The 24,897-nt window shown below is 72.0% G+C and carries 18 protein-coding genes and 1 pseudogene; 8 read left to right on the forward strand and 11 right to left on the reverse strand.

From position 1 onward, the window contains the following. Positions 1-36: 36 nt before the first annotated feature. Together lepA and FDP22_RS12155 are read right to left on the reverse strand one after the other, a co-directional pair. A complete protein-coding gene (gene lepA / locus FDP22_RS12150; RefSeq protein ID WP_138578950.1) occupies positions 37-1,836 on the reverse strand; it encodes a translation elongation factor 4 in 1,800 nt (599 codons plus the stop codon). 33 nt (positions 1,837-1,869) lie between these two features. Further along, the gene (locus tag FDP22_RS12155; protein WP_170317676.1) at positions 1,870-2,973 is read right to left on the reverse strand and encodes an adenylate/guanylate cyclase domain-containing protein; all 1,104 of its coding nucleotides are present in this window, start codon (positions 2,971-2,973) and stop codon (positions 1,870-1,872) included. A gap of 352 nt (positions 2,974-3,325) precedes the next feature. On the opposite strand from FDP22_RS12155, the gene FDP22_RS12160 reads away from it, so the two are divergent. After that, positions 3,326-4,504 (forward strand): MFS transporter, encoded by a 1,179-nt coding sequence (locus tag FDP22_RS12160; RefSeq protein WP_205910778.1) that lies wholly within the window; start codon positions 3,326-3,328, stop codon positions 4,502-4,504. A gap of 37 nt (positions 4,505-4,541) precedes the next feature. On the opposite strand, the gene FDP22_RS12165 is transcribed toward FDP22_RS12160, so the two are convergent. The 3 genes from FDP22_RS12165 to FDP22_RS12175 all read right to left on the reverse strand — a co-directional run bounded on the left by FDP22_RS12165 (position 4,542) and on the right by FDP22_RS12175 (position 7,225). Continuing rightward, the gene (locus FDP22_RS12165; protein ID WP_138578946.1) at positions 4,542-5,153 is read right to left on the reverse strand and encodes a LysE family translocator; all 612 of its coding nucleotides are present in this window, start codon (positions 5,151-5,153) and stop codon (positions 4,542-4,544) included. Positions 5,154-5,323: 170 nt separating this feature from the next. Then, positions 5,324-6,499, reverse strand: coding sequence for a type III PLP-dependent enzyme (locus FDP22_RS12170; protein ID WP_170317677.1), 1,176 nt, complete (start codon positions 6,497-6,499; stop codon positions 5,324-5,326). Between the two features lie 243 nt (positions 6,500-6,742). After that, entirely contained in the window at positions 6,743-7,225 is a 483-nt protein-coding gene (locus tag FDP22_RS12175) for a low molecular weight protein-tyrosine-phosphatase (protein WP_138578942.1), read from the reverse strand. A gap of 49 nt (positions 7,226-7,274) precedes the next feature. On the opposite strand from FDP22_RS12175, the gene FDP22_RS12180 reads away from it, so the two are divergent. Then, a complete protein-coding gene (locus tag FDP22_RS12180; protein WP_138578940.1) occupies positions 7,275-7,970 on the forward strand; it encodes an NAD-dependent deacylase in 696 nt (231 codons plus the stop codon). 25 nt (positions 7,971-7,995) lie between these two features. On the opposite strand, the gene FDP22_RS12185 is transcribed toward FDP22_RS12180, so the two are convergent. From FDP22_RS12185 to meaB, 3 genes are all read right to left on the reverse strand, one after another. Next, complete coding sequence (locus FDP22_RS12185) at positions 7,996-8,463, reverse strand: copper chaperone PCu(A)C (protein ID WP_138578938.1); 468 nt, start codon at positions 8,461-8,463, stop codon at positions 7,996-7,998. 197 nt (positions 8,464-8,660) lie between these two features. Next, positions 8,661-8,948 carry a 50S ribosomal protein L28 gene (gene rpmB / locus FDP22_RS12190; RefSeq protein WP_138578936.1) on the reverse strand — a complete coding sequence of 96 codons (288 nt, stop codon included), beginning with the start codon at positions 8,946-8,948 and terminating at the stop codon, positions 8,661-8,663. 141 nt (positions 8,949-9,089) lie between these two features. Then, positions 9,090-10,097: a methylmalonyl Co-A mutase-associated GTPase MeaB gene (gene meaB / locus FDP22_RS12195; RefSeq protein ID WP_138578934.1), complete on the reverse strand. Its 1,008-nt coding sequence runs from the start codon at positions 10,095-10,097 to the stop codon at positions 9,090-9,092. 240 nt (positions 10,098-10,337) lie between these two features. Here meaB and FDP22_RS25160 point away from each other — a divergent pair, with 240 nt between their 5' ends. The 4 genes and pseudogenes from FDP22_RS25160 to FDP22_RS24925 all read left to right on the forward strand — a co-directional run bounded on the left by FDP22_RS25160 (position 10,338) and on the right by FDP22_RS24925 (position 19,007). Beyond that, positions 10,338-11,147, forward strand: coding sequence for an ImuA family protein (locus FDP22_RS25160; RefSeq protein WP_277884134.1), 810 nt, complete (start codon positions 10,338-10,340; stop codon positions 11,145-11,147). 16 nt (positions 11,148-11,163) lie between these two features. Continuing rightward, positions 11,164-13,305, forward strand: a complete 2,142-nt coding sequence (locus FDP22_RS12200; protein ID WP_277884153.1) for a Y-family DNA polymerase — start codon at positions 11,164-11,166, stop codon at positions 13,303-13,305. Between the two features lie 1,073 nt (positions 13,306-14,378). Further along, positions 14,379-16,913, forward strand: a pseudogene (locus tag FDP22_RS24920) (error-prone DNA polymerase); the annotation flags it as partial. A 1,626-nt stretch (positions 16,914-18,539) separates the two neighbouring features. Then, the gene (locus tag FDP22_RS24925) at positions 18,540-19,007 is read left to right on the forward strand and encodes an OB-fold nucleic acid binding domain-containing protein (RefSeq protein WP_239031941.1); all 468 of its coding nucleotides are present in this window, start codon (positions 18,540-18,542) and stop codon (positions 19,005-19,007) included. A gap of 925 nt (positions 19,008-19,932) precedes the next feature. Here the strand turns inward: FDP22_RS24925 and FDP22_RS12210 are convergent. After that, complete coding sequence (locus FDP22_RS12210) at positions 19,933-21,531, reverse strand: BCCT family transporter (RefSeq protein WP_138578928.1); 1,599 nt, start codon at positions 21,529-21,531, stop codon at positions 19,933-19,935. A gap of 245 nt (positions 21,532-21,776) precedes the next feature. Between FDP22_RS12210 and speD the strand changes: the two genes are divergently transcribed. After that, positions 21,777-22,307, forward strand: a complete 531-nt coding sequence (speD, locus tag FDP22_RS12215; RefSeq protein WP_138578926.1) for an adenosylmethionine decarboxylase — start codon at positions 21,777-21,779, stop codon at positions 22,305-22,307. A 123-nt stretch (positions 22,308-22,430) separates the two neighbouring features. Further along, complete coding sequence (gene speE / locus FDP22_RS12220) at positions 22,431-23,291, forward strand: polyamine aminopropyltransferase (protein ID WP_138578924.1); 861 nt, start codon at positions 22,431-22,433, stop codon at positions 23,289-23,291. 183 nt (positions 23,292-23,474) lie between these two features. Here the strand turns inward: speE and FDP22_RS12225 are convergent, their stop codons facing one another. Then, positions 23,475-24,074: a gamma-glutamyl kinase gene (locus tag FDP22_RS12225; RefSeq protein WP_138578922.1), complete on the reverse strand. Its 600-nt coding sequence runs from the start codon at positions 24,072-24,074 to the stop codon at positions 23,475-23,477. Positions 24,075-24,108: 34 nt separating this feature from the next. Then, a complete protein-coding gene (locus FDP22_RS12230) occupies positions 24,109-24,705 on the reverse strand; it encodes a sulfotransferase family 2 domain-containing protein (protein WP_138578920.1) in 597 nt (198 codons plus the stop codon). Between the last annotated feature and the right edge of the window lie 192 nt (positions 24,706-24,897).

Consider the following 24,897-nt stretch of genomic DNA (forward strand, 5'->3'; position numbering starts at 1 on the left):
AACGCCTCCTCACCCATGGTGACGAGAGTGTAGAGCCTACCCGTCCATCTTCAGCGCATTGATGAACGCTTCCTGCGGAATATCCACCTTGCCGAACTGGCGCATCTTCTTCTTGCCGGCCTTCTGCTTGTCCAGCAGCTTGCGCTTGCGGGTGGCGTCGCCGCCGTAGCATTTGGCGGTCACGTCCTTGCGCAGGGCGGAGATGGTTTCGCGGGCGATCACGCGGCCGCCGATGGCCGCCTGGATCGGCACCTTGAACATGTGCTGGGGGATCAGCTCCTTGAGCTTCTCGCACATGGAGCGGCCGCGGGCCTCGGCCTTGGAGCGGTGCACGATGATCGAGAGCGCGTCCACCGGCTCGTCGTTCACCAGGATCGACATCTTGACGAGCTGCTCCTGCTTGTAGCCGGAGATGGCGTAGTCGAAGCTCGCATAGCCCTTGGTGACCGATTTCAGCCGGTCGTAGAAGTCGAACACCACCTCGTTGAGCGGCAGCTCGTAGACCACCATGGCGCGGGCGCCGGCGTAGGTGAGGTCGAGCTGCACGCCGCGCCGGTCCTGGCAGAGCTTCAGGACGTCGCCGAGGAACTCGTCCGGCACCATGATGGTGGCCTTGATCCAGGGCTCCTCGATACGGTCGATCTGGGTGACCTCCGGCAGGTCGGCCGGGTTGTGCAGCTCCGACATCGTGCCGTCGATCAGGTGCAGGTGATAGACCACCGAGGGCGCGGTGGTGATCAGGTCGATGTCGTACTCGCGCTCCAGCCGGTCACGGATCACCTCGAGGTGCAAGAGCCCGAGGAAGCCGCAGCGGAAGCCGAAGCCGAGAGCCGCGGAGGTTTCCATCTCGTAGCTGAAGGAAGCGTCGTTGAGCGCGAGCTTCTCGATCGCGTCGCGCATGTCGTCGAAATCGTTGGTGTCCACCGGGAACAGGCCGCAGAACACCACCGGCTGCGCGGGCTTGAAGCCGGGCAGGGGCGTTTCGCACTGGCGGCGTTCATGGGTGATGGTGTCGCCCACGCGGGTGTCGCGCACCTGCTTGATCGAGGCGGTGAGGAAGCCGATCTCGCCCGGGCCCAGTTCCTCGACCGTCAGCATCGCCGGGCAGAACACGCCGATCCGGTCAAGCTGGTAGGTCGCCTTGGTCTGCATCATGCGGACCTTGTCGTTCTTGCGCAGCACGCCGTCGATGATGCGCACCAGCACCACCACGCCGAGGTAGGAATCGTACCAGCTGTCGACCAGCATGGCCTTCAGCGGCGCGTCGCGGTCGCCCTTGGGCGCGGGCAGGCGGGTGACGATGGCCTCCAGCACGTCCGGAATGCCCAGGCCGGTCTTGGCCGAGATCATCACCGCCTGCGAGGCGTCGATGCCGATCACGTCCTCGATCTGCTCGCGCACGCGCTCGGGCTCGGCGGCCGGCAGGTCCACCTTGTTCAGCACCGGGACGATCTCATGGTCCGCGTCGATGGCCTGGTAGACGTTGGCGAGCGTCTGCGCCTCCACACCCTGGGAGGCGTCGACCACCAGCAGCGAGCCCTCGACCGCGCGCATGGAGCGGGAGACCTCGTAGGCGAAGTCCACGTGGCCGGGCGTGTCGATCAGGTTGAGCGTGTAGTGCTCGCCGTCCTTCGCCGTGTATTCCAGGCGCACGGTCTGCGCCTTGATGGTGATGCCGCGCTCCCGCTCCAGGTCCATGGAGTCGAGCACCTGCGCCTTCATCTCACGGTCGGTGAGCGCGCCGGTGGACTGGATCAGACGGTCGGCGAGCGTCGATTTCCCATGGTCGATATGGGCGACGATCGAGAAGTTGCGGATTTTCGAGAGCTCGGTCATGGGACCGGCTTATGAGGCCGTTTGTGCGACGCGTCAAGCGGGGTTCGCGGGCTCCGCCGGGGCGCGGCGGCGGCGCAGCGTGGCGGGTCGCCGCAGGCGCAGCGCAAGCGGCTTGCGCCCGGGCGCCGGGCCGATATCCACGGCGCAGAGGCCGATGTCCTGGCCGCGTCCGCGCAGCGGGTGCTGCCCCAGGGCGCGCAGGGTGAGGCCTTCGGGCGGCGTGAGCCGTGCGGCGATTTCGGCGGAGACCAGGGTCGGCTCGTCCAGCACCCGGCACATCTCCTCGATGCGCGCCGTGGTGTTCACCGTGTCGCCGAAATAGGTGATCTTGTGGTGTTCCACCCCGACCTCGGCCACGATGACCGGCCCGCCGTGCAGCGCGGCGCGCAGCACCGGAACCGTGCCGAAACGGGCCTGCCACCAGTCCGCCCGCGACGATACCGCGGCCAGGATGTCGCGCAGGCAGGTGAGGCATTGCGCCCGGTGCAGGCCCTCCGCCATCGTCCAGCTGATGATCGCGGCGTCGCCGATGAGGTCCTCCACCGAGCCGTGGTTGTCGCGCACCGGCTCCTCCATGGCCGAGAACAGCGCCGAGAGCAGTTCCATGACCTTCAGGTCGCCGTGCCGCTCGGCATAGGCGGAGGAGCCCGCGAGATCGATGAACAGGAAGATCCGTTCCTCGCGCACCGGGCGGCGGTATCGGCCGATCATCAGGCTCTTGAACCGGTGGTGGCCGATGAGGTCGCGCACCCGCAGCGTGGCGGTCACCAGGGTGCAGGTCGCAAGGCCGTAGATGATGCCGGAGATGCCGGGCAGCGCCGCCACCCGCCAGCTCTCGTTCGCCAGGCCCGCCGCCCACATCAGGCTGCCGACGACGCAGAAGGACGCGGAGAGCATCAGCCCGTAGGCGATCGTCTCCACCAGCAGGTAGGCGAGGGTGGGCAGTTCCAGGATGCGCCGCCGCAGCCGCCGCAGGATCACGCCCCGCTCCAGCGCGATGATCGGCAGGCACATGACGGTGGCATAGACCGCCCCGAGGACGGGAGACCCGTAGATCACCCAGGAATACAGCAATCCGCTGAGGGCCACGGTGGCGGTGATGGCGATCCACGGGTTCTGGGGCGGGCGAAACTTCATGCGCGGAGGCCATCCTGCCGGAAAGAGATGCGCCGAAGGTAACCATTGCCGCCCGGTGTTTCCAGCGGTGCGGCCGCCCGGGCGGTTGCAGGTGCGAAGTGCCCCCGGCCTCGGGCGGGGGACGCTTCGCCGGGCGGGCCCTCCGGGCGCGTCCCTGCCCGGCCTCCTGAAGGCGCCACGACCCGGCCGGCGCGCAGCGGTTCTCACCCCTCTCCGGAGGGCACCCGGCACGGGGGCGGCCGGCGCCGTGTCACCTGCGCGCGCCATGCATAGCCGCTATTGCAGCGCGGCAATTGACGCCGCAGCGCAGCAGGTGCATTCGGAAAAGCGTGTGGCACAAGGACCTTCCCAGATGACGATGACCCTTCAGGACGTCCCCCGCTCCCCCGATCTCAGGCGCAGCCTGGCGCTGGCGGTGCTGGTGCTGGCGGCCTTCGCCATCGGCACGGCGGAATTCGTGGTAATGGGTCTGCTGCCCGACATGGCCGCGGACCTCTCGGTGTCGATTCCGGCGGCGGGGATGCTGGTGACGGGCTATGCCCTCGGCGTGGTGCTGGGCGGCCCGCCGCTCGCCATCCTCACCGGGCGGATGGCCGACAAGCGCACGCTCACGCTGCTGGTGGGGGTGTTCGTGGTCGGCAACATCGCCTGCGCGCTGGCGCCGGATTACTGGTCGCTGCTGGTGGCGCGCTGCATCACCGCCACGGTGCACGGCGCCTTCTTCGGCGCGGCGCTCACCGTGGCGGGCGGCCTGGCCCGGCCGGGGCGCGAGGGCCGGGCCATCGCGCTGGTCTTCTCCGGCGTGACGCTGGCCAACGTGGCGGGCGTGCCGCTGGGCACCATGCTGGGGCAATGGGCCGACTGGCGGGCGGTCTTCGGCGTGGTGGCGCTGATCGGCACGGTGGCACTGGTGGGCATCCGCCTCGCGGTGCCGCGGGGCGTGGCCCGGCCGGGGGTGCGCATGCTGGGCGAACTCTCGGTGCTGCGCGACCGCGAGGTGCTGCGCGCCCTCGCCATCACCGTGTTCGGCTTCGGCGGCGTGTTCACGCTCTTCACCTACATCGCGCCGATCCTCACCGAGCGCTCGGGCCTCGCGCCCGAATGGGTGGGGCCGGTGCTCACGCTCATGGGCGTGGGGGCGACCTGCGGCCTCGCCCTCGCCGGCTGGATGGCGGATCGCTCGGCGCGCCGGGCGCTGCTCATTCTGCTCGGGGCGCTGGTGGTGGCCTTCCTCGGCTTCGCGCTGTTCATGGACACTGCGCTGGCCGCGGTGGCGGGCGTGTTCCTCATCGCGGTCTTCGGCTTCGGTGCCACGGCGCCGCTGCAGAGCTTCGCCATGCAGGCCGCCGCCGCCGCACCCCGGTTGGGCGGCACCTTCAACCAGAGCGCCTTCAACCTCGGCAATGCCGGGGGTGCGGCGCTCGGCGGCGGGCTGATCGGGCTCGGCGCGGGCTACGGCATGGTGGCCGTGGCCGCGGCCCTGGTGGCGGCGGTGGCCATCCTGCTGCTCATGGGCGCGCCGCGTCGCTGAGCCGGCCCGGCGGCACCGGCGCCGGCCCGGATCGGGCTCAGCGCGTCACAAGCGCCACCGCGGCGCCGGCCATCGCCACGCTGCTGCCCCGGTTCACCGCCCGCGCCGCGCGCGGCGTGGTGAACAGCCGGCGCGCCCGGGCGGCGAGCAGCGCGTAGCCTCCCATCACCGCCGTGAGCGCGAGGGCGACCGTGAGCGCCAGCTCGGCATATCCCGCGAGGGTGATCGCCTCCACATCCACCACGCTGGGCAGCAGGGCGAGGAAGAACACCATCGCCTTCGGGTTCCCGAGGTTGATCGACAGGCCGGTGAGGAACAGGCGCCAGCCGCGCTCGGCCGGGGCGGGGGCAGCGCTGCGCAGCCCGGGGGCGGCGCGCCAGAGTTTCCACGCGAGCCACAGCAGGTAGGCGGCACCCGCCCAGCGGACCACGGTGAAGACCGGGCCCAGCGCGGCCGCCAGCGCCGCGAGCCCGGTGACTGCCAGGGTCAGCCAGCACAGCGCGCCGGTGAGGAAGCCGCCGATGAAGGCCGGCGTGCCGCGCGGGCCCCGCACCAGCACGCGGGAGACCAGCGCCGTCACCCCCGGGCCGGGGACGATCAGCACCGCGAGATAGGCGAGCGCGAAGACGAGAAGCGAGGGGAGGGGCATGGGCCGGCACCTGTGCGGAAAGCACGCCGGCTGCCGTGCAACGGGGTGGCTGCGTGCGTGGGGGACTGCGCGCGGCAGGCCCGCACGCGGGATCACTCCAGCAGAAACGACAGCGCCGCGCAAGGCCAATGGCCCGCGCGGCGCCGGAGGCAGGCCTCAGCCGCCTCGTGTCAGATGCACATCACTTCGAGCGGGGGGAAGCCGTTGAACCCCACGGAGGAGTAGCTGGAAGTGTAGGCGCCGCAGTTGCGGATGATCACCTTGTCGCCGGCGCGCAGGCCGACGGGAAGCTGCACCGGGCGCTTTTCGTAGAGCACGTCGGCGCTGTCGCAGGACGGGCCGGCCAGGATGCAGGCCGAGGTCGCCTCGCCGTCATGCGGGGTGACGAACTGGTAGCGGATCGCCTCGTCCATGGTCTCGGCGAGGCCCGAGAACTTGCCGATGTCGAGGTAGACCCAGCGCACCAGGTCGTCCTCGCGCTTCTTCGACGTGAGCAGCACTTCGCAGGCGATGGCGCCGGCTTCGGCGACCAGGCCGCGGCCCGGCTCCGCCATGATGCGGCCCACGGCGCCGAAGCGGGCGTGCACGTGGCGCATCACCTCGGTGGCGTAGGTGGTCGGGGCCGGAATGTCCTCACCGTAGAAGGCCGGGAAGCCGCCGCCGATGTTCAGCAGGTCGAGCGCGAAGCCGGCGGCGCGGGCGCGCTGCCAGATGCGGGAAACCGCGTCGAGCGGGGTGCACCACATCGCCGGGTCACGGGTCTGCGAGCCGACGTGGAAGCTGATGCCGACCGGCGCCAGGCCGAGGTCGCGCGCCACGCCCATCAGGCGGATCGCCTCGTCGCCGCCGCAGCCGAACTTGCGCGACAGCGGCCAGTCAGCCTGGGATTCCTCGATGAGGATGCGGATGTAGACCTCCGCGCCCGGGGCGTGCTCGGCGATCTTCTCCAGCTCTTCTTCCGCGTCGGCGGCGAAGAGGGTGATGCCGGCGGCATGGGCGAAGGCGATGTCGGAGACCTTCTTCACCGTGTTGCCGAAGGAGATGTGCTCCGGCCGGGCGCCGAGGCCGAGGCAGAGCTCGATCTCGCCACGGGAGGCGGCGTCGAAATGCGAGCCGGAGGCCACCAGGCGCTCGACGATCTCGCGGGTCGGGTTCGCCTTCACCGCATAGTGGATGGCGGCCTCGCCGAGGCCGGCCTTCAGCGCGTGGTACTGGGTTTCGACGGCGTCGATGTCCAGCACCAGGGTCGGGCGATCAAAGCTCGACACCGAGATGAACTCTTCCACTCGTCGGGGTGCAGACAGGCACACGGGGGCCGAAGCCGCCCAGGCTACGTTCGCGTTCATGGTCATCTCCATCAGACCTGGCCCGCCTTGCGGACCACCCGTTCCAAAAGAGACGTTACCGTCGCTACGTAAACACTGGATCTTGCCCAGGCCAGAGGCGCGTGCGTTGGCGTCGTTCGGCGGATATGGGGCAATTCCCCGACTCGCGCAAGACGTTTTGTTGCGGGGGCGGAAAAAACTTTCAGCTCTTGTATTAACCATTTGGTAAACAAGAAGATTCAGGCGAAACCGAGGGGTAGAACGTCAGGGCCCCGCGGCGGCCCGGCGCAGCGGCAGGTGGCGGGCCGTGGCCAGGGCGCGGCAGGCGGCGTCCACCAGGTCGAGCACCGTGTCGAAGCCGGAAGCGCCGCCGTAATAGGGGTCGGGCACGTCGCGGCGCGGCTGGTCGGGCAGCAGGTCGAGAAGGCGGTGCAGTTCGGCGGCACTGCCGGCCGGGCGCAGGGCCTCGAGAGCGGCGAGATTGTCCGCGTCCATGGCCAGGATGAGGTCGAAGCGGGCGAAATCCTCCGGCAGCACCTTGCGGGCGCGCTGCGCGGAGAGGTCGATGCCCCGGGCCGCGGCGGCGGCGCACATGCGCGGGTCCGGCGGGTCTCCCGCATGCCAGCCGCCGATGCCCGCGCTGTCGATCTCCGCCGCGCCCGGCGCCAGAAGGGCGTCCATCACGCCCTGCGCGGCCGGCGAGCGGCAGATGTTTCCCAGGCAGACGAAGAGGATGCGTGTGGTCATGGCGGGCTCCGGCGGCTAGCGTCGTCGCAGGCTAGCGGGAGGCAGGCGGATGGTCGAGAACATCGTGATCCTCACCGGTGCCGGGGTCTCGGCGGAATCCGGGCTCGGCACCTTTCGCGACGCGGGCGGGCTCTGGACCCGCTATGCGCTGGAGGATGTGGCGACGCCCGAGGGCTTCGCGCGGGACCCCGGGCTGGTGCTGGAGTTCTACTCCGCCCGCCGGGAGAACTGCCGCACCGCCAGCCCGAACGCGGCCCATCGCGCGCTGGCCGAACTGGAGAGCGCCTGGCCCGGCGGGCTGCTGCTGGTCACCCAGAACATCGACGACCTGCATGAGCGGGCCGGCACCCGGCGGCTTGTGCACATGCACGGTGAATTGATGGCCTGTCTCTGCGCGGCCTGCGGCCGGCGCTGGCCCTCCGCCGGGCCGATGCACGCGGCGGACCGCTGCCCCGCCTGCGCCGCCGCCGCCGTGCGCCCCGACGTGGTGTGGTTCGGCGAATATCCCTATCACATGAAGGAGATCGGGGCGGCGCTCGGCGCGGCGGATCTCTTCGTGTCCATCGGCACGTCCGGCAGTGTCTACCCCGCGGCGGGCTTCGTGCAGGAGGCGGCGCGGGCCGGCGCGCGGACGCTGGAGCTGAACCTGGACCCTTCCGACGGCGCGAGCCTGTTCGACGCGGCGCGCAGGGGCCCGGCCACCGAACTCGTTCCGGCCTGGGTGGCGGAGATGCTCGGGGGCTGAGGGCCCCCGGGGACGCCCCCCGGGCTCAGGGCTTGTCGCCGTCGGGAGGCGGGATCTCGCCGGCATGTTGCGGTGTCACGCGCAGCGCCACCGTGATCGTGCGGCCGCTTTCGAAATGCAGGGTGAGCGGCACGATCTCGCCGTCCTCCAGCGGTGCCGTCAGGCCCATGAACATCACGTGCAGGCCGCCGCGCTCCAGCACCGCCGTGCCGCCGGCGGGCAGGGGCAGGCCCTCGGGCATCGGGCGCATGCGCGCCACGCCGTCGGTGATCTCGTTGCTGTGCAGCTCCGTGCGCTGTGCGGCCGGGCTGTCGAGCGAGAGCAGGCGGTCATCCCCCGGGCCCGCGTTGCGCAGGGTCATGTAGGCTGCGCCCGACATCGGGTTGGAGCGGACGGCATAGGCCCCCTCCACCGCCAGCCCGTCGGCCAGCGCGGGCAGGGCGGCCAGTGCGACGAGCGCCGCAAGGGCGCCGCGGACGAAGCTGTGTGTCATGTCCGGTTTCCTCCCCGGGGTGTGGCGGCCGGTTGCGGCCTGCTCGCCCGGCAGTATCGGGGCGCGCGCGCCGGCGGGCAAGGGAAAGGGCGGACCCGCTGAAGCGGAACAGGGCGCATGCACGAAAACGCCCCGGCCGTTTCCGGCGGGGCGTTTCGGGACGCTCAGGTCCTCCCCGAAGCGGGGAGGTGCGGGGCTCAGGCGGCGGCCTGGGCCTTCTCGATGTCTTTCTTCACCTTCAGCGCGCGCGGCGACAGCTCGGCGTCGGCGGCCTTGGCGAGGAAGGCGTCAAGCCCGCCACGGTGGTCGACCGACCGCAGGGCCGAAGCGGCGATGCGGAAGCGGAAGGACCGGCCGAGCGCGTCGCTCTGCAGGGAAACCTCGTTGAGGTTCGGCAGGTAGCGGCGGCGGGTCTTGATGTTGGAGTGGCTGACGTTGTTGCCGGTCAGCACTGCCTTGCCGGTCAGTTCGCAGCGACGAGACATAGGTTTGTCCTCGGTTTCTGGTCCCGGCCGGGGCTGCCGGAATGTCCGGGCCAGGCGGGAAAGTGTAAAAACGGTCCGGCCCCTCCCCGGCGGGGCGGCCTGAATTTCGAGCCGCGTTCATACTGGGCCTCTGCCGGAGCGTCAAGGCCGGGGGAGGGGTTTTTCACCGGCAACGAACAGATCGAGGGCCTGTTCGGCGGCATCCTCGGGGGTAAGATGCCCGTTTCGCACGCCTTCGGCAAGGGCGGGGAGGCGCGCGGTCACGGCCGGCGCGGCGCGGAACCGGGTGAGCAGCCCCTCGCGAATCTCCTGGTCCAGCGCCGCCATGGCCTGGGCGCGGCGCCGCGCGGTGAGGTGGCCGCCCTCGCGCCGCCAGGCGTCGAGCCGGCACATCGCCTCCCAGGCCTGCTCCAGCCCCGCGCCGGTGACCGCCGAGCAGGTCATCGCCGCGGGAAAGCCCTCGGGGTCCTGCGGGCGGCGGCGCAGCAGGCGCAGGGCGCCGGCGTAATCGGCGCAGGTGCGGGTGGCGGTGGCGGCCAGGTCGCCGTCTGCCTTGTTCACCAGGATGAGGTCGGCGATCTCCATGATGCCGCGCTTCACGCCCTGCAGCTCGTCGCCCCCCGCGGGGGCGAGCAGCAGCAGGAAGAGGTCGGTCATGTCCGCCACCATGGTCTCGGACTGGCCCACGCCCACCGTCTCCACCAGGATCACGTCGAAGCCCGCCGCCTCGCAGATCAGGATCGCGTCGCGCGTGCGCCGGGCCACGCCGCCGAGCGAGCTGCGCGCCGGCGAGGGGCGGATGAAGGCCTCCGGCGCCCGCGAGAGCCGCTCCATGCGGGTCTTGTCGCCCAGGATCGAGCCGCCGGAGCGCGCCGAGGACGGGTCCACCGCCAGCACCGCCACGCGCTTGCCCGCCTCCACCAGCCGCATGCCGAAGGCCTCGGTGAAGGTGCTCTTGCCCACGCCCGGCGTGCCGGAGAGGCCGATGCGCATCGCGTCGCGCTCCGCGGTCGCAAGCACCCGCAGCAGGGCGCGGGCGGCGGCGCGATGATCGGGCCGGGTTGATTCGGCGAGGGTGATCGCGCGGGACAGCGCGCGGCGGTCTCCGGAGGTCACGGCGCGGGCGAGGGTCTCGGTGTCCTGGGTCATGCGGGGCCTTCGGCACGGGAGAGCGGGACGGGCATTCGGGCGGGAGAGCGGCGGCAACGCCCTGTTTCGCCTCGCTCGGGGCACCCTGTCCAGCCCCGATTGCGGCGGGCGCCGCCCCGGTCGCGGAGGAGGGCCGGGACGGGCCCGGAGGCGAAAAAGCGACTCGCAGTCGGAACAAAAAGCGAACATAATTGGCGCTCACCCGCGCCGGCAGGACGGGGAGACGGAAGGAAGCCGACAATGGACCTGGATGAACTGAGAGGGATGATCGCCCGGATGGAGGGCCGGGCCGGGCGCCTGGAGCCGGGGGAGGCCGCGGGAGAGGCGGGGCCACCGGGCTGGACCCTCGGCGCCCCGGGGCCGGACGCGGCCCTGGGGCCGCCCGGGCTCGAGACCGGCGCGCTGCATGATTTCACCCCGCGCGCGGCGGCGCATGCGCCGGGGGTCGCGGCCTTCGCGCTGCGGCTGCTGGTGCGCCTGCCCCGGCCCGGGCCGCTGCTGTGGTGCCAGACGGATTTCGCCCTGCGCGAATACGGCGCCCCGGGAATTGCGGCCTTCCGCGGCGCGGGGCTTGCGCCCGAACGGGTGGTCTTCGTGTCTCTGCGCAAGCCCGCGGAGATGTCCTTCGTGCTGGAGGAGGCGCTCGGCGTGCCGGCGCTGGCCGCGGTGGTGGGCGAGGGGCCGCCGCTCTCCTTCACCGCCACGCGGCGCCTGGCGCTGCGCGCCGAGGAGAGCGGGGTGCCCTGCCTGTTCCTCGGCCTCGGCGCGGAGCAGGGGCCCTCCGTGGCGGCCACGCGCTGGCGGCTGGGCCCGGCGCCGGGCCTGCCGCATCCCGATGATCCCGCGGCACCGGGCCAGCCCGGCTGGTCCGTGGCGCTGGAGCGGGCCCGGGCCGGCCGGCCCGGCAGCTGGAAGGTAACCTGGAATGAAACGACGCATTCTTTCGCTCCGCTTCCCGTTCCTGCCGGTGGAGCGCGTGTTCCGGGACGAGGCGGCCCGGAGCCGGAGCCGGCAGGACTGGCCGGAGGAGACCGCTCCCGGCAGGCCTGAGGCCGCCGGGCCGCTGGTGCTCGTCGAACGCACGGGGCAGGGCACGCGCATCACCGCCGCCGCGCCGGAGGCGTTGCGGGCCGGGGCGCGGCCGGGGCAGAGCCTTGCCGATGCCCGGGCCGCCTGCCCGGGGCTGCGGGTGCTGCAGGCCGCGCCGGAGGCCGATCGGGCGCTGCTGGAGCATCTCGCCCGCCGGGCGCAGCGCCATGCCCCGATCGTGGCGATGGACGGGCCGGACGGGCTGCTGCTCGACACCACGGGCTGCGCGCATCTCTTCGGCGGCGAGGCGGCGCTGCTGGCCGATTGTCTCGACGGGCTGGCCCGGGCCGGGCTGACGGTGCGCGCCGGGCTGGCGCCCACGCCCGCGCTGGCCCGGGCGCTCTCGGGCTTCGGGGCCGGGCGCGAGATTGTCCTGCCGGCGGAGATGGCGGAGCGGATCGACCGGCTGCCGGTGGAGGCGCTGCGCCTTGCGCCCGAGCGGGTGGTGCTGCTGCGCCGGCTGGGCCTGACCACCGTGGGCCGGCTGCGCGCCCTGCCGCGGGTGGCGCTGGAGCGGCGCTTCCGCAGCCGGGAGGCGGCGCTCTCGGTGCGGCTGCGCCTCGACCAGATCACCGGTGCGGTGGACGAGCCGCTCGCCCCGCTCTCGCCGCCGCCGCTCTACCGGGTGCAGCAGGTGCTGCCCGAGCCGGTGATCGACGTGAGCGCGGCCTCCATGGTGCTCGACCACCTGCTGCTGCGCCTCGCCGGGCTGCTGGAGCGCGACGGGCGCGGCGCGCGGCTCCTCACCCTCAGCGCCTTTCGCGCCGATGGCGGCATGAGCGAGGTGCGCGTGCGCCTGGCGCGGCCCGCGCGGGATGCGGCGCGGATCGGGCGGCTGTTCGCCGGCCGGCTGGAGGAGATCGACAGCGGCTTCGGCATCGACGCCTTCGTGCTCTCGGCCTCCGGGGTCGAGGCGCTCGACGCCCGGCAGGACAGCTTCGTCGCTCCGCCCCCCGCGCGTGGGCGGCCTGACGCCCTGCCCGGCATGGACGGGCGCACCGGCGTCTCCGGCGGGGCAAACCCCGGAAGGCACGCCGGAACTGGCCCCGGACCGGCCGTGCGAGTGGCACCCGCGCCGGGCACGGGATCGGACCCGATGAGGCGCCAAGGGATGCCCTCTGGAGCGGGCAGCAGCCCGGTCATGGGCATTTCTGACAGCCCGCGCATTGTTTCGGGTCCGGGAAGGGGCTCCGGGTTGGCGCGCGGAGCAAGCTCCGGGCCGGGCGTCGGGCCGGCTGGCGGGGCAGGTGGCCCTGGAAGCGGCGCTGGCGGAGCGGGTTCCGGGCCGGGCATGGGACTGGTGACCGGCACAGGCGCCGGGCCGGGCCCCGAGGCGCCCCCCGGCACTGCCGTTGAAGCGGGCCCCGGGGCGGACAGGGTATCGGCCCCCGAAAGATGCCGCGGGATGCCCGCGTCATCGGCCGGCGGCCCGGTCATGGGCAGGGCTGACAGCCCGTGCACCGTCTCGGATCCGGGAAGGGGCTCCGGGCTGGCGCGCGGAGCAGGCCCGGGGCCGGGCGTCGGGATGACTGGCGGGGCAGGTGCCGCGGCGGGCCCGGGAAGGGGCGCTGGCGGAGCGGGTTCCGGGCCGGGCATCGGGAAACGTGACGGGGCTGGTCTGGAGCCGGGCCTGCCAGGCGCGATGTTCACCCTGGTCGACACGCTGGCCAACCGGCTGGGCGGGCGGCGCGTCTACCAGCTTGCCCCGGTGGCGAGCCACCTGCCGGAGCGGGCGATGCGCCGGGTGGCGGTCGGCGCCTCCGGGGGCGGCGGCGCGGCTGTGCGGAGCGCCGATCCCGGCCCCTGGCCCGAAGCCGCCCCGCTGCGGCCGCTGCGCCTGCTTCCCCGGCCCGAACCGGTGGAGGTGACCGCCGCGCTGCCCGACGGCCCTCCGCTGCAGTTCGTCTGGCGGCGGGTGCGGCGGGTGGTGCTCCGCGCTGCCGGGCCGGAGCGGATCGCCCCGGAATGGTGGCACCCGGACGCCCGTGGCACCGCGGTGCGCGACTATTACCATGTCGAGGATCGCGAGGGCTGCCAGTACTGGCTGTGCCGCGCCCTTGCCCCCGGCGGCCCGGCGGCCGGCCGGGGGGAATGGTATCTGCACGGGCTCTTCGCATGATCCGCCGGCCGACCTCTTTCCAGCCGTCCCGGCCTCCCGCGCCGGCGAACACGCTCTCCATGCCCCGCCGGGAGAGCCTGCACCGGCCTGCCGTGCCCGACGCGCCCTTGCCGGACACTCTCACGCCAGCCCTCGACACCCGTCGCACCGCACAAGCCGGCGCCCCTGCCATCCCCGGCCCGGCCCGTGCCGCGCCCGCCGCGCCTCCCACACCGGTCCACGCGACCGCGGGGCCTGCACAGCCCGGTGCCGCTGCGGCGCCCGGAGCGGGCAGGATCGCTGACACCCCCGTGCCGGCCCGGGCCCCTGCCGGACCGGCGCCGACTGGTCCCGTTGCCATGCCCGACGCGGACAGTGCCCCTCCCGCGCCGGCCTGCAGGATTACCCGGCCTGCGCAGCCCGATGCCGCTGCGGCGCTCGAAGCGGGCAGTGCCGATGCCGTGCCGGTCCGGGCCTCTGTCGGGCCCGCGCAGACCGGTTTCACCGGGGGGCGCAGCGTGGCCGATGCCGCTGTCACGACTTCGCAGGTTCGCGGCACCGCCGGGCTGGCGCAGGCCGGTGCCGCTGTCATGCCCGGTGCGCGCGGCGCGGATGGCCCGCTCATGCCGGGCCGCGGCACCGCAGGGCTTACGCCGGTCGGGCCTGTTGCCATGCCCGGGGCGGCCAGTGCCGCCGGTGCCCCCACGCAGGTCCGCCGCCCCGCCGGGCGTGCGCAGACCCACATTGCTCGGGCGCCCGGGCCGGGCAGCTCCGCTGCCGGGTCCGCGAGAGCTTGTCCCCGGGCCGCGACGAAGGCGGCCGGCGTCCGGCATGAGGGGACCGGCGCCGGGCATGGAGCGGTCGGCGTCGGGCATGGAGCGGTCGGCGTCGGGCATGGGGCGACCGGCACCGGGCATAGGGGGACCGGCACCGGGGATGGGGGGACCGGCGCCGGGGATGACGCGGCCGGTACCGGGCATGGAGCGGCTGGTATCGGGCATGTGGCGACCGACGTCTGGTCTGGAGCGACCGGCGTCGGGGATGGCGCGGCTGGTGCCGGGCATGGGCCTGCCCCGGCGGGGGCGGCGGACCTGCTGCCGTTCCGCCCGCGCAGCGGGAAGCGCCGGCGGGGGCCGCCGGGTGGGCCGCCGGCCTACGGCGAGCTGGCCTGCACCACGAATTTCTCCTTCCTGCGCGGCGCCTCGCATGCCCGGGAACTGGTGGCGCGGGCGGTGGAGCTGGGCCATGTCGCCCTCGGGGTGGCGGACAGGAACACGCTCGCCGGGGTGGTCCGCGCCCATGTGGCGGCGAAGGCGGCCGGGCTGCGGCTGCTGGTCGGCGCCCGGCTGGTGAGCCGCGAGGGGTTCGAGACCCTGTGCTACCCCACCGACCGGGCCGCCTATGGCCGGCTGTCGCGCCTGCTCACCGCCGGTAAGCGCGCCGCGCCCAAGGGGGAGTGCGATTTCGGCCTGGATGACCTGCTGGCCCATGCGCAGGGCCAGGTGTTCATCGCGCTGCCTCCCGCGGCGGCTGCGCGCGAGGCGGATTTCGCGCTGCATCTCGCCGCGCTGGGGCAGGCGGCGCCGGGGCGGGTGTGGCTCGGGCTCGCGCATCGGCAGGGCGGGGATGACCGGGCCCGGATGGCCCGGCTCGCGGCGCTGGCGGCGCGCGCGGGCCTGCCGCTGGTTGCCCATAACGACGTGCATTACCATGACCCCGCCCGCCGCCCGTTGCAGGACGTGCTCACCTGCATCCGCGAGGGGGTGACGGTGGCCGAGGCCGGCTTCCGCCTCGCCGCCAATGCCGAGCGCCACCTGAAGCCGGCGGCCGAGATGGCCCGGCTCTTCGCCGCCTGGCCGGGGGCGCTGGCGGCCATCGGCGACATCCTGGCCCTGTGCCGGTTCTCGCTCGACGAACTGGCCTACAACTACCCCTCCGAGCCGGTGCCGAAGGGCACCACGCCCCAGGCGCATCTCGAGGCGCTGGCCCGCGCCGGGGCCGCGGCGCGCTACCGCGGGGCGGTGCCCTCGAAGGTCACCGCGCTGCTGGAGAAGGAGATCGCGCTGATCGGCGAGCTGGGTTACGCGCCCTACTTCCTCACCGTGCACGACATGGTGGCCTTCGCGCGCAGCCGCGGCATCCTGTGCCAGGGGCGGGGCTCGGCGGCGAACTCGGCGGTGTGCTACTGCCTCGGCATCACCGCGGTGGACCCGGCGAAGAGCGAACTGCTGTTCGAGCGCTTCATCTCCCGCGCCCGCAAGGAGCCGCCGGACATCGACGTGGATTTCGAGCATGAGCGCCGCGAGGAGGTGATCCAGCATGTCTACGCCCGCTACGGCCGCCACCGCGCCGCCCTCGCGGCCACCGTGATCTCCTACCGCCCGCGCAGCGCGGTGCGCGACGTGGGCCGGGCCATGGGCCTCACCGAGGACGTGACGGCGGCGCTCGCCTCCACGGTCTGGGGCTCCTGGGGGGACGAGTTGCCGGCGGAGGAGATCCGCGCCGCCGGCCTCGACCTCTCGGACCCGCTGCTGGCGCGCACCGTGGCGCTCACCACCGAGCTGCTGGGCTTCCCGCGCCACCTCTCCCAGCACGTGGGCGGGTTCGTGCTCACCGAGGACCCGCTGGAGGAGATCGTGCCCATCGGCAATGCCGCGATGGCGGACCGCACCTTCATCGAGTGGGACAAGGACGACATCGAGGCGCTGGGTATCCTGAAGGTGGACGTGCTGGCGCTGGGCATGCTGAGCTGCCTCGCCCGGGCCTTCGGCATGCTGCGCGCCTGGGAGGGGGTCGGCCACGACCTCGCCTCCATCCCTCCGGATGACCCGCGCGTCTACGACATGCTCTCGGCGGCGGATGCGATCGGCGTGTTCCAGGTGGAGAGCCGCGCCCAGCTCAACATGCTGCCGCGCCTGCGCCCGAAGGTGTTCTACGACCTCGTCATCGAGGTGGCCATCGTGCGGCCCGGGCCGATCCAGGGCGACATGGTCCACCCCTACCTGCGAAGGCGCGACGGGCTGGAGACGGTGCACTATCCCTCGCCCGCGCCCGAGCATGGCGACCCGCAGGAGCTGCGCCGGGTGCTGGACCGCACCCTGGGCGTGCCGCTGTTCCAGGAACAGGCGATGCAGATCGCCATCACCGCGGCCGAGTTCACCGGCGACGAGGCCAACGAGCTGCGCCGCGCCATGGCCACCTTCCGCAACCCCGGCACCATCCACGCGCTGGAGGAGCGCATGGTGGGGCGGATGATCGCCCGCGGCTATACGGCCGATTTCGCCTCCCGCTGCTTCGAGCAGATCAAGGGCTTCGGCCAGTACGGCTTCCCGGAGAGCCACGCGGCGAGCTTTGCCATCCTCGTCTACGCCTCGGCCTGGGTGAAGTGCCACCACCCGGCGATCTTCTGCGCGGCGCTGCTGAACTCCCAGCCCATGGGCTTCTACGCCCCGGCCCAGCTGGTGCGCGACGCGCGCGGCCACGGGGTGGAGGTGCGCCCGGTGGATGTCCTCGCCTCGGACTGGGACTGCACGCTGGAGCCGGGGGAGGAGGGCTCCGCCGTGCGGCTGGGGTTCCGCATGGTCGACGGGCTTCCCGAGGCCGAGATGCGCGCCTTCATCACCCGCCGCGCCGCGCTCATGGCCGCCGCCCCCGGACCGACCGCCCGGCGCGACACCGCCCCGAACGCAGGCGGCACGGCCCCCGCCGGGGGGGAGGCGACCGCATCGCCGCGTACGGCACATCCGGCCGCCGGCAGCCCCGTCCCGCCGGCCCGCGCCCGCGCTGCCGCCTCGCCGCAAGGTCCGGGCGCGGCCGGGGGGGAGGACAGCGCACACCCGGCCGCCCCCCACACCGGCCCGCAGGCCCGCGGCCCCGCGACATCCACCGAACAAGGCACGGAAGCCGTTGGAAGGGAGGCGGCCGCGCCACCCGGCGGGATGGCCCTGGCCGCCCCTCACCTCGCCCCGCAGGTCTCCGGCCCCGCGACCTCCACTGTGCAAGGCGCGGAAACCGCGGGGAGCGAGGTGGCTGTGCCATCCGGCAGCACGACCCTGGCCGCCACCCGCCCCGGTTCGCAGGTCTCTGACCCCGCGACCTCCACGATGCAAGGCGCGGAAGCCGTGGGGAGCGAGGTGGCCGCGCCACCCGGCGGCACGGACATGGCCGCCCCCCACACGGGCCCGCAGATCCCTGGCCCTGCGGCTTTCACTGCGGACGGCGCGGCCTCGGCTGACAGGGCGCGGGGCGCGCCACCGGGCGCGGCGCACCGGGCCAACAGCGGCGCTGTCGCGCAGGCCCGAGGCTCTGCCGTCTCCACGCTGCGGGCCGCGGGCGCTGCCGGGAGGGCGGCGCCCATGCCGCCGGGCGGGGTGGCCCTGGCCAGCGGCACCCCGCCTCCGCAGGCTCATGGCGCGGGCAGGTCCATGGTGCAGCGCTCCCGCCCGGCTGGGCGGGGGGAGGCCGCGCCGGCGGGTTGGGCGCATCCGGTTGCCGGAGGAGGGGGGGCGAGGGCGCCCCGAGACGGGACGGAGGCGCCGCCCTCGGAGACGGCTGGCGCCGCGGTGCCGTCCGGGCCTTCGGGCGGGCCCGCGGTGGTGGCGGACGGGGGAGCCGCGCCCGGGGGCGGCGGGTGTGATGTGGGTCCTTCGGTCCTTCCGGGCGGTGACGGGTGTGATGTAGGTCCCCCGGTCTTGCCGGGCGGCGACGGGTGTGACGTGGGCGCCCCTGCCATGCCGGGCGGCGATGGGTGTGATGTGGGCGCCCCTGCCATGCCGGGCGGCGATGGGTGTGATGTGGTCCCCCCGGCCCTGCCGGGCGGCGATGGGTGTAGTGTGGCCCCCCCGGCCCTGCCGGGGGGCGCGGAGGGTGATGTGGGTGCCCCGGCCCTGCCGGGCGGCGCGGAGAACGCCCGGTTCCGGGAGGCCGCCGGGAGCGCTGCGCTGCCGGAGGCGCGGCTCACCGCGGTGCCGGACTGGCTCGGCGGGCTCGACGCCTTCCGGGTGACGACGGGGCTCAGCCAGGCCCTGCTGGAGCGGCTGGCCTCGGCGGATGCGCTGGGCGGGCTGGGGCTGGACCGGCGGCAGGGGCTCTGGGCGGTGCGGGGCATGGGCGCCGATACCGGCCTGCCGCTGTTCGAGGCCGCGGGCCAGACCGGCAGCGGTGCCGATCCGGAGGTGCGCCTGCCGGCCATGCGCCTCTCCGAGGAGGTGGTGGCCGATTATCAGACCCAGCGGCTGTCGCTGAAGGCGCACCCGATGAGCTTCCTGCGCGCGCGCCACGCCGCGCGCGGCATCCGCCCGGCGCAGGCGCTGGGCGAGACGGTGCAGAACCAGCGGGTGCAGGTCTCCGGCGTGGTGCTGGTGCGCCAGCGGCCGGGCACCGCGCAGGGCGTGGTGTTCATGACCATCGAGGACGAGACCGGCACGGTGAACATCGTGATCTGGAAGGCGGTGCTGGCCCGGTTCCGCCGCGCGGTGATGACGGCGCGGCTGGTGCGGGTGTCCGGCGTTGTGCAGCGGGCGGGGGAGGTCATCCACGTGATCGCCGGGCGCATCGATGACCTGAGCGACGAGCTCTCCCTGCTCTCGGAGACCGGGGACATGCCCGACACCCTCGCGCGGGCCGACGAGGTGAAGCGCCCCGAACCCGGCAGCCGCCACCCCGCGCGCGCCAGCCACCCGCGCAACGTGCGCATCCTGCCCCGAAGCCGGGACTTCCACTGAGGCGGAGCGTCAGCGAAGCCGGGGCCTTCCATCCGGACGAGGTGTCAGCGAAGCCCGAGCCTTCCATCCGGACGGAGCATCAGTGACGCCGTGGTCCTTCCCCGAGGTCGAGCGTCAGAGAAGCCGGGCCTTCCACCGAGGCGGGGCGTGAGCGAGGCCGTGGCGCTTCCCCGCGGCAGGGCGTCGGCGGGCCGGGGCTTCTTCCGGGGCGGAGCGCCAGAGAAGCCGGGCCCTTGCCCGGGGCGAGGCGCCGGTGAAGCCGTGGTCCTTCCCGGGGCCGGAACACCCGGGCAGGCCGGGCCGTCATCGGGGCGGGGCCTCGGTTGTTGCACCCTTTGCGGAACATGCCGATGCCCGTGTCGTCGGAGGCGCGGACCAGGCCGAAGGTGCATGCGCACCCGCGGGCCCAGGCGTCAACCTCGCGAATGGTCCGGAAGCGTAGCGCGCAGAACCGGTCGCCGGACTCTCCCCGCCAGACCTGCTGCAGGCCGTCGCCGTTCAGGACGGGGGCGCGGCCGCTTCGAGGGCCCTGAGGCACTGCCCGACGCGCCGGAAGGACCCGGAGCGGCCCGCGGAGCCGCGCCATGGGTCGGGCAGGCGCGTGAGGTCATCCGGGTGGTGCGAAATGCCGCACCAACGGGCCGGAGCCTCTATCCGGCCCAGGGTCTCCTTGTGCCGCTCGAAACGCGACGCCCCGGAGGCGGGCCAGACCAGCGCATCCTGGACATCCGCCATCCGTGTGACACTGAGGCCCGAGAGGAACGGCACCGGCGCCGCGAGGCGGCGCGCTGTTCAGGCCAGGGCCGGGTTTGCCAGGGTCTTCCTCCCGCATCACCATGTCGGCGCATGCGGCCGCTGCCCTGTCTCGCCAGGCAGGAAAAAGGGGCGCGGCCGGCGGCCACGCCCCTCTTCTTGACCGCGCCGCTCAGCGGGTTTCGGTGCGCAGGCCCTGGAAGATGCACCAGCACATGGCCAGCAGCACGAAGGTGAAGGGGAAGCCGGTGGAGACCGCCATCGCCTGGAGCGCCCCCAGCCCGCCGCCGATCAGCAGCGCGATGGCCACCAGCCCCTCGAACACGCACCAGAACACGCGCTGCGGCACCGGGCCCTCGGTCTTGCCGCCGGATGTCACCGTGTCGATCACCAGCGAGCCGCTGTCCGAGGAGGTGACGAAGAACACGATCACCAGCACGATGCCGATGAAGGAGGTGATGGAGGAGAGCGGCAGCAGCTCCAGCATCCGGAACAGCTTCAGCTCCAGCGCCGCGTCGGAGACGGAGGTGACCCCGTCATTGATCATCTGGTGGATGGCCGTGCCGCCGAACACCGTCATCCACAGCACGCAGACCAGACTGGGGATGAGCAGCACGCAGATGATGAACTCCCGCACCGTCCGCCCGCGCGAGACACGGGCGATGAACATGCCCACGAACGGCGACCAGGAGATCCACCACGCCCAGTAGAAGGCCGTCCAGCCATCGCGGAAGTTGTCATCCGCGCGGCCGAAGGGGTTCGCCAGTTCGGGCAGGTAGCCCAGATAGGCCAGCAGGCTGGAGAAGAAGCCGGAGATGATCTCGCCCGTCGGCCCCACGAAGAGCACGAAGATGAGCAGCAGCGCGGCCAGGATCATGTTGATCTCCGAGATGCGCTTCACCCCGGAATCGAGCCCCGCCAGCACCGACATGGTCGCCACGCCGGTGATGCACAGGATGAGCACGATCTTCACCGTTTCCGTGGCCGGCAGGCCGAAGACCGCCTGCAGCCCGGCCGTGGCCTGCTCGGCGCCGAAACCCAGCGAGGTGGCGAGGCCGAACAGCGTGGCGAAGACGGCGAGGATGTCGATGACATGGCCCCACCAGCCCCAGACCTTCTCGCCCAGCAGCGGGTAGAAGCACGAGCGGATGGTGAGCGGCAGGCCCTTGTTGTAGCTGAAGAGCGCCAGTGCCAGCGCCACCACGGCATACATCGCCCAGGGGTGCAGGCCCCAGTGGAAGATGGTGGCCGCCATGCCGAGCGCGGCAGAGGTGGCCTGGTCGCCCGGCGCGCCGGCGAGAGGCGCCCAGCTTGCCGCCGAACCGGCGTCCCCGGCCACGGAGGTGGAGTAGTGGGTGATCGGCTCGGACACGCCGTAGAACATCAGCCCGATGCCCATGCCCGCGGCGAAGAGCATCGCGAACCAGCCGGAGTAGCTGTAGTCCGGCTCCGCGTCCGGCCCGCCCAGGCGGATGGAGCCGTAGGGGGTGAAGATCAGCGCGATGCAGAAGATTACGAAAATGTTTCCGGCGGTCAGGAACACCCAGTCGAAGCGCGCGGTGAGCCAGTCCCGCAGGGCGGGGAACGCGTCGGCGGCGGCATCCTTGAAGATCAGCGTGCCAATTACGAACGCGAATATCGAAAGACCCGAGATCAGGAAGACCGGGTTGTGAATATCAAGCCCGAAGGGACCGATCCTGGTGACGATATTGTCCTGCCCGATTTCGTAGTCTGTCTGGATCAGATTCGGATCCGAGTCTGTGTCTGTCATGAGTGCATCTGTCCCTTCTCTTAGTTCACGAGAACGAGATTAGCACGGAATGGCAATATGTCACATCCGGGCCGCAAAGCGCGCCGCCCGTCTCGCAGCTGCGAAATCTTCACGAAAAATCTGTTGATATGAATCGCCGGGCCCCCTAGATAGCGGGCTCATTCAGGGTCACCGATCCCAACCCCGGCCTCGGGGGGGCGCTAAGGGACCGCTGGGATCTCATCTGCTGGTAGGGGAGGCGCGTCATGGAAAACGCAAACCTCTTCCGACTGGGGATGGACCTGGAGACAGGCGCCACCCACGAGGAAGCGATTCATCGCGGCCATCTGGCCGTTGTCGGTGACACCGAAACCAACACGGCTCCGGTTGACCGGGACGTGATGGACCCGTCTCGCGACGATCATTTCATCCGGCGCGACGGCAAGGTGTTTGCCGGCACACACCTCATCATCGAGGTGATCGAAGGCTCGGGCCTCGACGAGGAAGCCCGGATCCAGAAGGCGTTCCGCGACTGCGTGACGGAATGCGGCGCAACCCTGCTGCACATCCACACCCACAAGTTCTCGCCGCAGGGCGTGTCGGGCGTGGCGGTGCTGGCGGAGAGCCACATCTCGGTGCACACCTGGCCGGAAATCGGCTACGGCGCCTTCGACGTGTTCATGTGCGGCGACGCGCAGCCGTGGAAATCGGTCGAGGTGCTGCGCGCGGCCTTCGACGCCGGCGAAGTCCGGGTGCGCGAGCTGCTGCGCGGCGACGGTATCTGCGCAGGCGCCTGACAGGCGACACGACCAGCGGCGCGGGCCGGGCAGGGAGCGTCCCCGGCCCGCAGCCCGCGCCGCAAGCGTTTCCGGGGCGCGTGCCGCCCCCTTTACACCCCCACACTCAAAGGACATGGATCCATGACCGACATGCCGCCCTTCGCCTGGTCCGTCGAGGCGCTGCACGCCGACCACCGTCAGGCGCTGCGCATCGAGACCATGATCTATGACAGCGAGACCGCCCACCAGCGGCTGCAGGTGTTCGAGAACCCGCGCTTCGGGCGCATCATGACGCTGGACGGCGTGGTGCAGGTGACCGAGGGCGACGAGTTCATCTACCACGAGATGATGGCCCATGTGCCGATCTTCGCCCATGGCGCGGCGCGCCGGGTGCTGATCATCGGCGGCGGTGACGGCGGCATGGCCCGCGAGGCGCTGCGCCATACCGAGGTCGAGAAGGTCACCATGGTCGAGATCGACGCCGGGGTGGTGGAGTTCTCGAAGAAATACCTCGCCAACATCTCCGCCGGTGCCTTCGAGGACCCGCGCCTGGAGCTGGTGATCGCCGACGGCGCCGCCTTCGTGGCCGAGACCACCGATGTCTTCGACGTGATCATCGTCGACAGCACGGACCCGATCGGCCCGGGCGAGGTGCTGTTCACCGACACGTTCTACGGCCGGGCGAAGCGTTGCCTGTCCGAGGGGGGCATCCTCGTCACCCAGAACGGCGTGCCCTTCATGCAGGGCGAGGAACTCACCCACACTATGCGCGCCTTCCGGACCCTGTTCCGCGACGCGACCTGCTATCTCGCGACCATTCCCACCTATGCCGGCGGGCCGATGGCGATGGGCTGGGGCTCGGACGGCACCTCGCGCGCCGCTTCGATCGAGGAACTGGACGAGCGTTTCCGCGCCGCGGGTTTCGAGACGCGCTACTACTCCCCCGAAGTCCACCACGCCGCCTTCGCCCTGCCGGGATACGTGCGCAAGCTCCTCTCCTGAACCGGGCGCAGCCAGCGCCCCTGGGGCTGCGACAGGCGCCGCCGTGCTCCACCGGCGCCGTCGCCCTCCTGACGCCCGGTCCTTTCCGCGCTCCCGCGCCCCGGCACCGCGGCCGCCGCACGCATCGGAGAGAGGGCGCGGCTTTGGCCAGGGCGCGTCCGGCGCACGGGCCGGGCCTGCGCCTCAGCGTGCGTGGTCGGCGTAGAGGCTGAAATCGGCGGCCAGCGCCTGTTCCAGCCGGGCCCGCAGGGCCGCCGGCAGCTCCCGGTCCTCGACCACGGGGGAGACATTGCGGCGCTCGAATTCGAGTTTCTCGCCCAGCCGGTCCGACAGCCATTCCGCGAAATTGCCGAAAGTGTCGTATCGGAAGATGTGATCGATCCCGACCCGGCCATCCGCCCGCCGCGCGATCTCGCTCTGCGGCGGCAGGACCGCATGGGGGGGGCGCACCGGAGCGATGAAATCCTCCACGAATTGGGCGAAGCTTATCCCGGCGGTGGAGCGCCCGGTGTTGCGCAGCACGTCGCGGCTGCGGAAGGCATACCAGCTCCTCAGCCAGTCCACCGGCTCGCGCACCAGGCAGACCGTCTCCATCTGCGGTTGGCCGCAGTCGCGCAGCAGGGGGGCCACATGGCGCTCGTATTGCACCAGCGTCATGTGCTTGACCTGCGGCGGGGCACTGAACTGGATCGGCGCATGCGGGCGCAGCGCCAGCAGCACGGCGGAACTGCCGGTCTTGGGCATGGAGAAGAAGGCGAGCCGGGCCTGAGGGCAGATCATCATGCGGCGGGGTCTCCTGTGTGAAGGGGGGCGCTGCTCACCGGGCGATGTCGTGGTAGATCGCGAGATCCGCGCTCAGCGCGTCCTCCAGCCGGGCGCGCAGTGCGGCGGAGAGCTCCGCCGGCGCGCGGGGCGAGGAATTGAGCCGCGGGAAGGCGAGCTCCGTGCCGAAGCGCGCGCAGAGGAAGGCGCGGAACGCCTCGAAATTCTCGTAACGGAAAACGTGATCCACCCCGACGGACCCGTCCGCGGCGCGCACGAAGGCGGCCTGGCTGCCGACATTGGCCATCTTCACCTGGCCGCCGACGAGGATGCCGTCGATGAATTCCTCGAAGCTCATTCCCTGGGTGCCGCGCCCGGTTCCGGCCAGCTCATCGCGGGAGCGGTACCGGTACCAACTCATCAGCCAGTCGATCGGCTCGCGGAACAGGCACACGGATTCGACATCGGAAATGTTATAGCTTTCAAGCATCTGCTCGAAGAACTTCTCATACCGCGCGAAGTTCATGTGCTTGAACTTCGGCTGCCCGCCGACCCGGAATTCGCACTGCCCGCGCAGCACCGTTTCCACAGAGGTGGACCCGGTCTTCGGCATCGCGAGATAGGCGGTCCGGTGGCGGACGGAAATCAGCATGCAGAGTGTGCTCCGTGGTTCATCATTCCTAAACCATTGACGCTAAAATGAGTCAACAAACAGATACCGAAGGGGCTTGTTCGCTATGTGTTCCTGTCGTACTGTGTCGAACATCAGGCGAACAAACTGGATTTGCCGTGCTCGGCAAATCGTGAAATAAGGGGTACGCTCAAATGGCACAGACACTCCTGG

The organism is Paroceanicella profunda, from assembly GCF_005887635.2.
Taxonomy (GTDB): Bacteria; Pseudomonadota; Alphaproteobacteria; order Rhodobacterales; family Rhodobacteraceae; genus Paroceanicella; species Paroceanicella profunda.

What these genes read in the sequence shown, in the direction of transcription:
- lepA (WP_138578950.1), bottom strand. Translation starts at nt 1,836, where the DNA reads ATGACCGAGCTCTCGAAAATCCGCAACTTCTCGATCGTCGCCCATATC.
- FDP22_RS12155 (WP_170317676.1), bottom strand. Translation starts at nt 2,973, where the DNA reads ATGAAGTTTCGCCCGCCCCAGAACCCGTGGATCGCCATCACCGCCACC.
- FDP22_RS12160 (WP_205910778.1), top strand. Translation starts at nt 3,326, where the DNA reads ATGACGATGACCCTTCAGGACGTCCCCCGCTCCCCCGATCTCAGGCGC.
- FDP22_RS12165 (WP_138578946.1), bottom strand. Translation starts at nt 5,153, where the DNA reads ATGCCCCTCCCCTCGCTTCTCGTCTTCGCGCTCGCCTATCTCGCGGTG.
- FDP22_RS12170 (WP_170317677.1), bottom strand. Translation starts at nt 6,499, where the DNA reads ATGAACGCGAACGTAGCCTGGGCGGCTTCGGCCCCCGTGTGCCTGTCT.
- FDP22_RS12175 (WP_138578942.1), bottom strand. Translation starts at nt 7,225, where the DNA reads ATGACCACACGCATCCTCTTCGTCTGCCTGGGAAACATCTGCCGCTCG.
- FDP22_RS12180 (WP_138578940.1), top strand. Translation starts at nt 7,275, where the DNA reads ATGGTCGAGAACATCGTGATCCTCACCGGTGCCGGGGTCTCGGCGGAA.
- FDP22_RS12185 (WP_138578938.1), bottom strand. Translation starts at nt 8,463, where the DNA reads ATGACACACAGCTTCGTCCGCGGCGCCCTTGCGGCGCTCGTCGCACTG.
- rpmB (WP_138578936.1), bottom strand. Translation starts at nt 8,948, where the DNA reads ATGTCTCGTCGCTGCGAACTGACCGGCAAGGCAGTGCTGACCGGCAAC.
- meaB (WP_138578934.1), bottom strand. Translation starts at nt 10,097, where the DNA reads ATGACCCAGGACACCGAGACCCTCGCCCGCGCCGTGACCTCCGGAGAC.
- FDP22_RS25160 (WP_277884134.1), top strand. Translation starts at nt 10,338, where the DNA reads ATGGACCTGGATGAACTGAGAGGGATGATCGCCCGGATGGAGGGCCGG.
- FDP22_RS24925 (WP_239031941.1), top strand. Translation starts at nt 18,540, where the DNA reads ATGAGCTTCCTGCGCGCGCGCCACGCCGCGCGCGGCATCCGCCCGGCG.
- FDP22_RS12210 (WP_138578928.1), bottom strand. Translation starts at nt 21,531, where the DNA reads ATGACAGACACAGACTCGGATCCGAATCTGATCCAGACAGACTACGAA.
- speD (WP_138578926.1), top strand. Translation starts at nt 21,777, where the DNA reads ATGGAAAACGCAAACCTCTTCCGACTGGGGATGGACCTGGAGACAGGC.
- speE (WP_138578924.1), top strand. Translation starts at nt 22,431, where the DNA reads ATGACCGACATGCCGCCCTTCGCCTGGTCCGTCGAGGCGCTGCACGCC.
- FDP22_RS12225 (WP_138578922.1), bottom strand. Translation starts at nt 24,074, where the DNA reads ATGATGATCTGCCCTCAGGCCCGGCTCGCCTTCTTCTCCATGCCCAAG.
- FDP22_RS12230 (WP_138578920.1), bottom strand. Translation starts at nt 24,705, where the DNA reads ATGCTGATTTCCGTCCGCCACCGGACCGCCTATCTCGCGATGCCGAAG.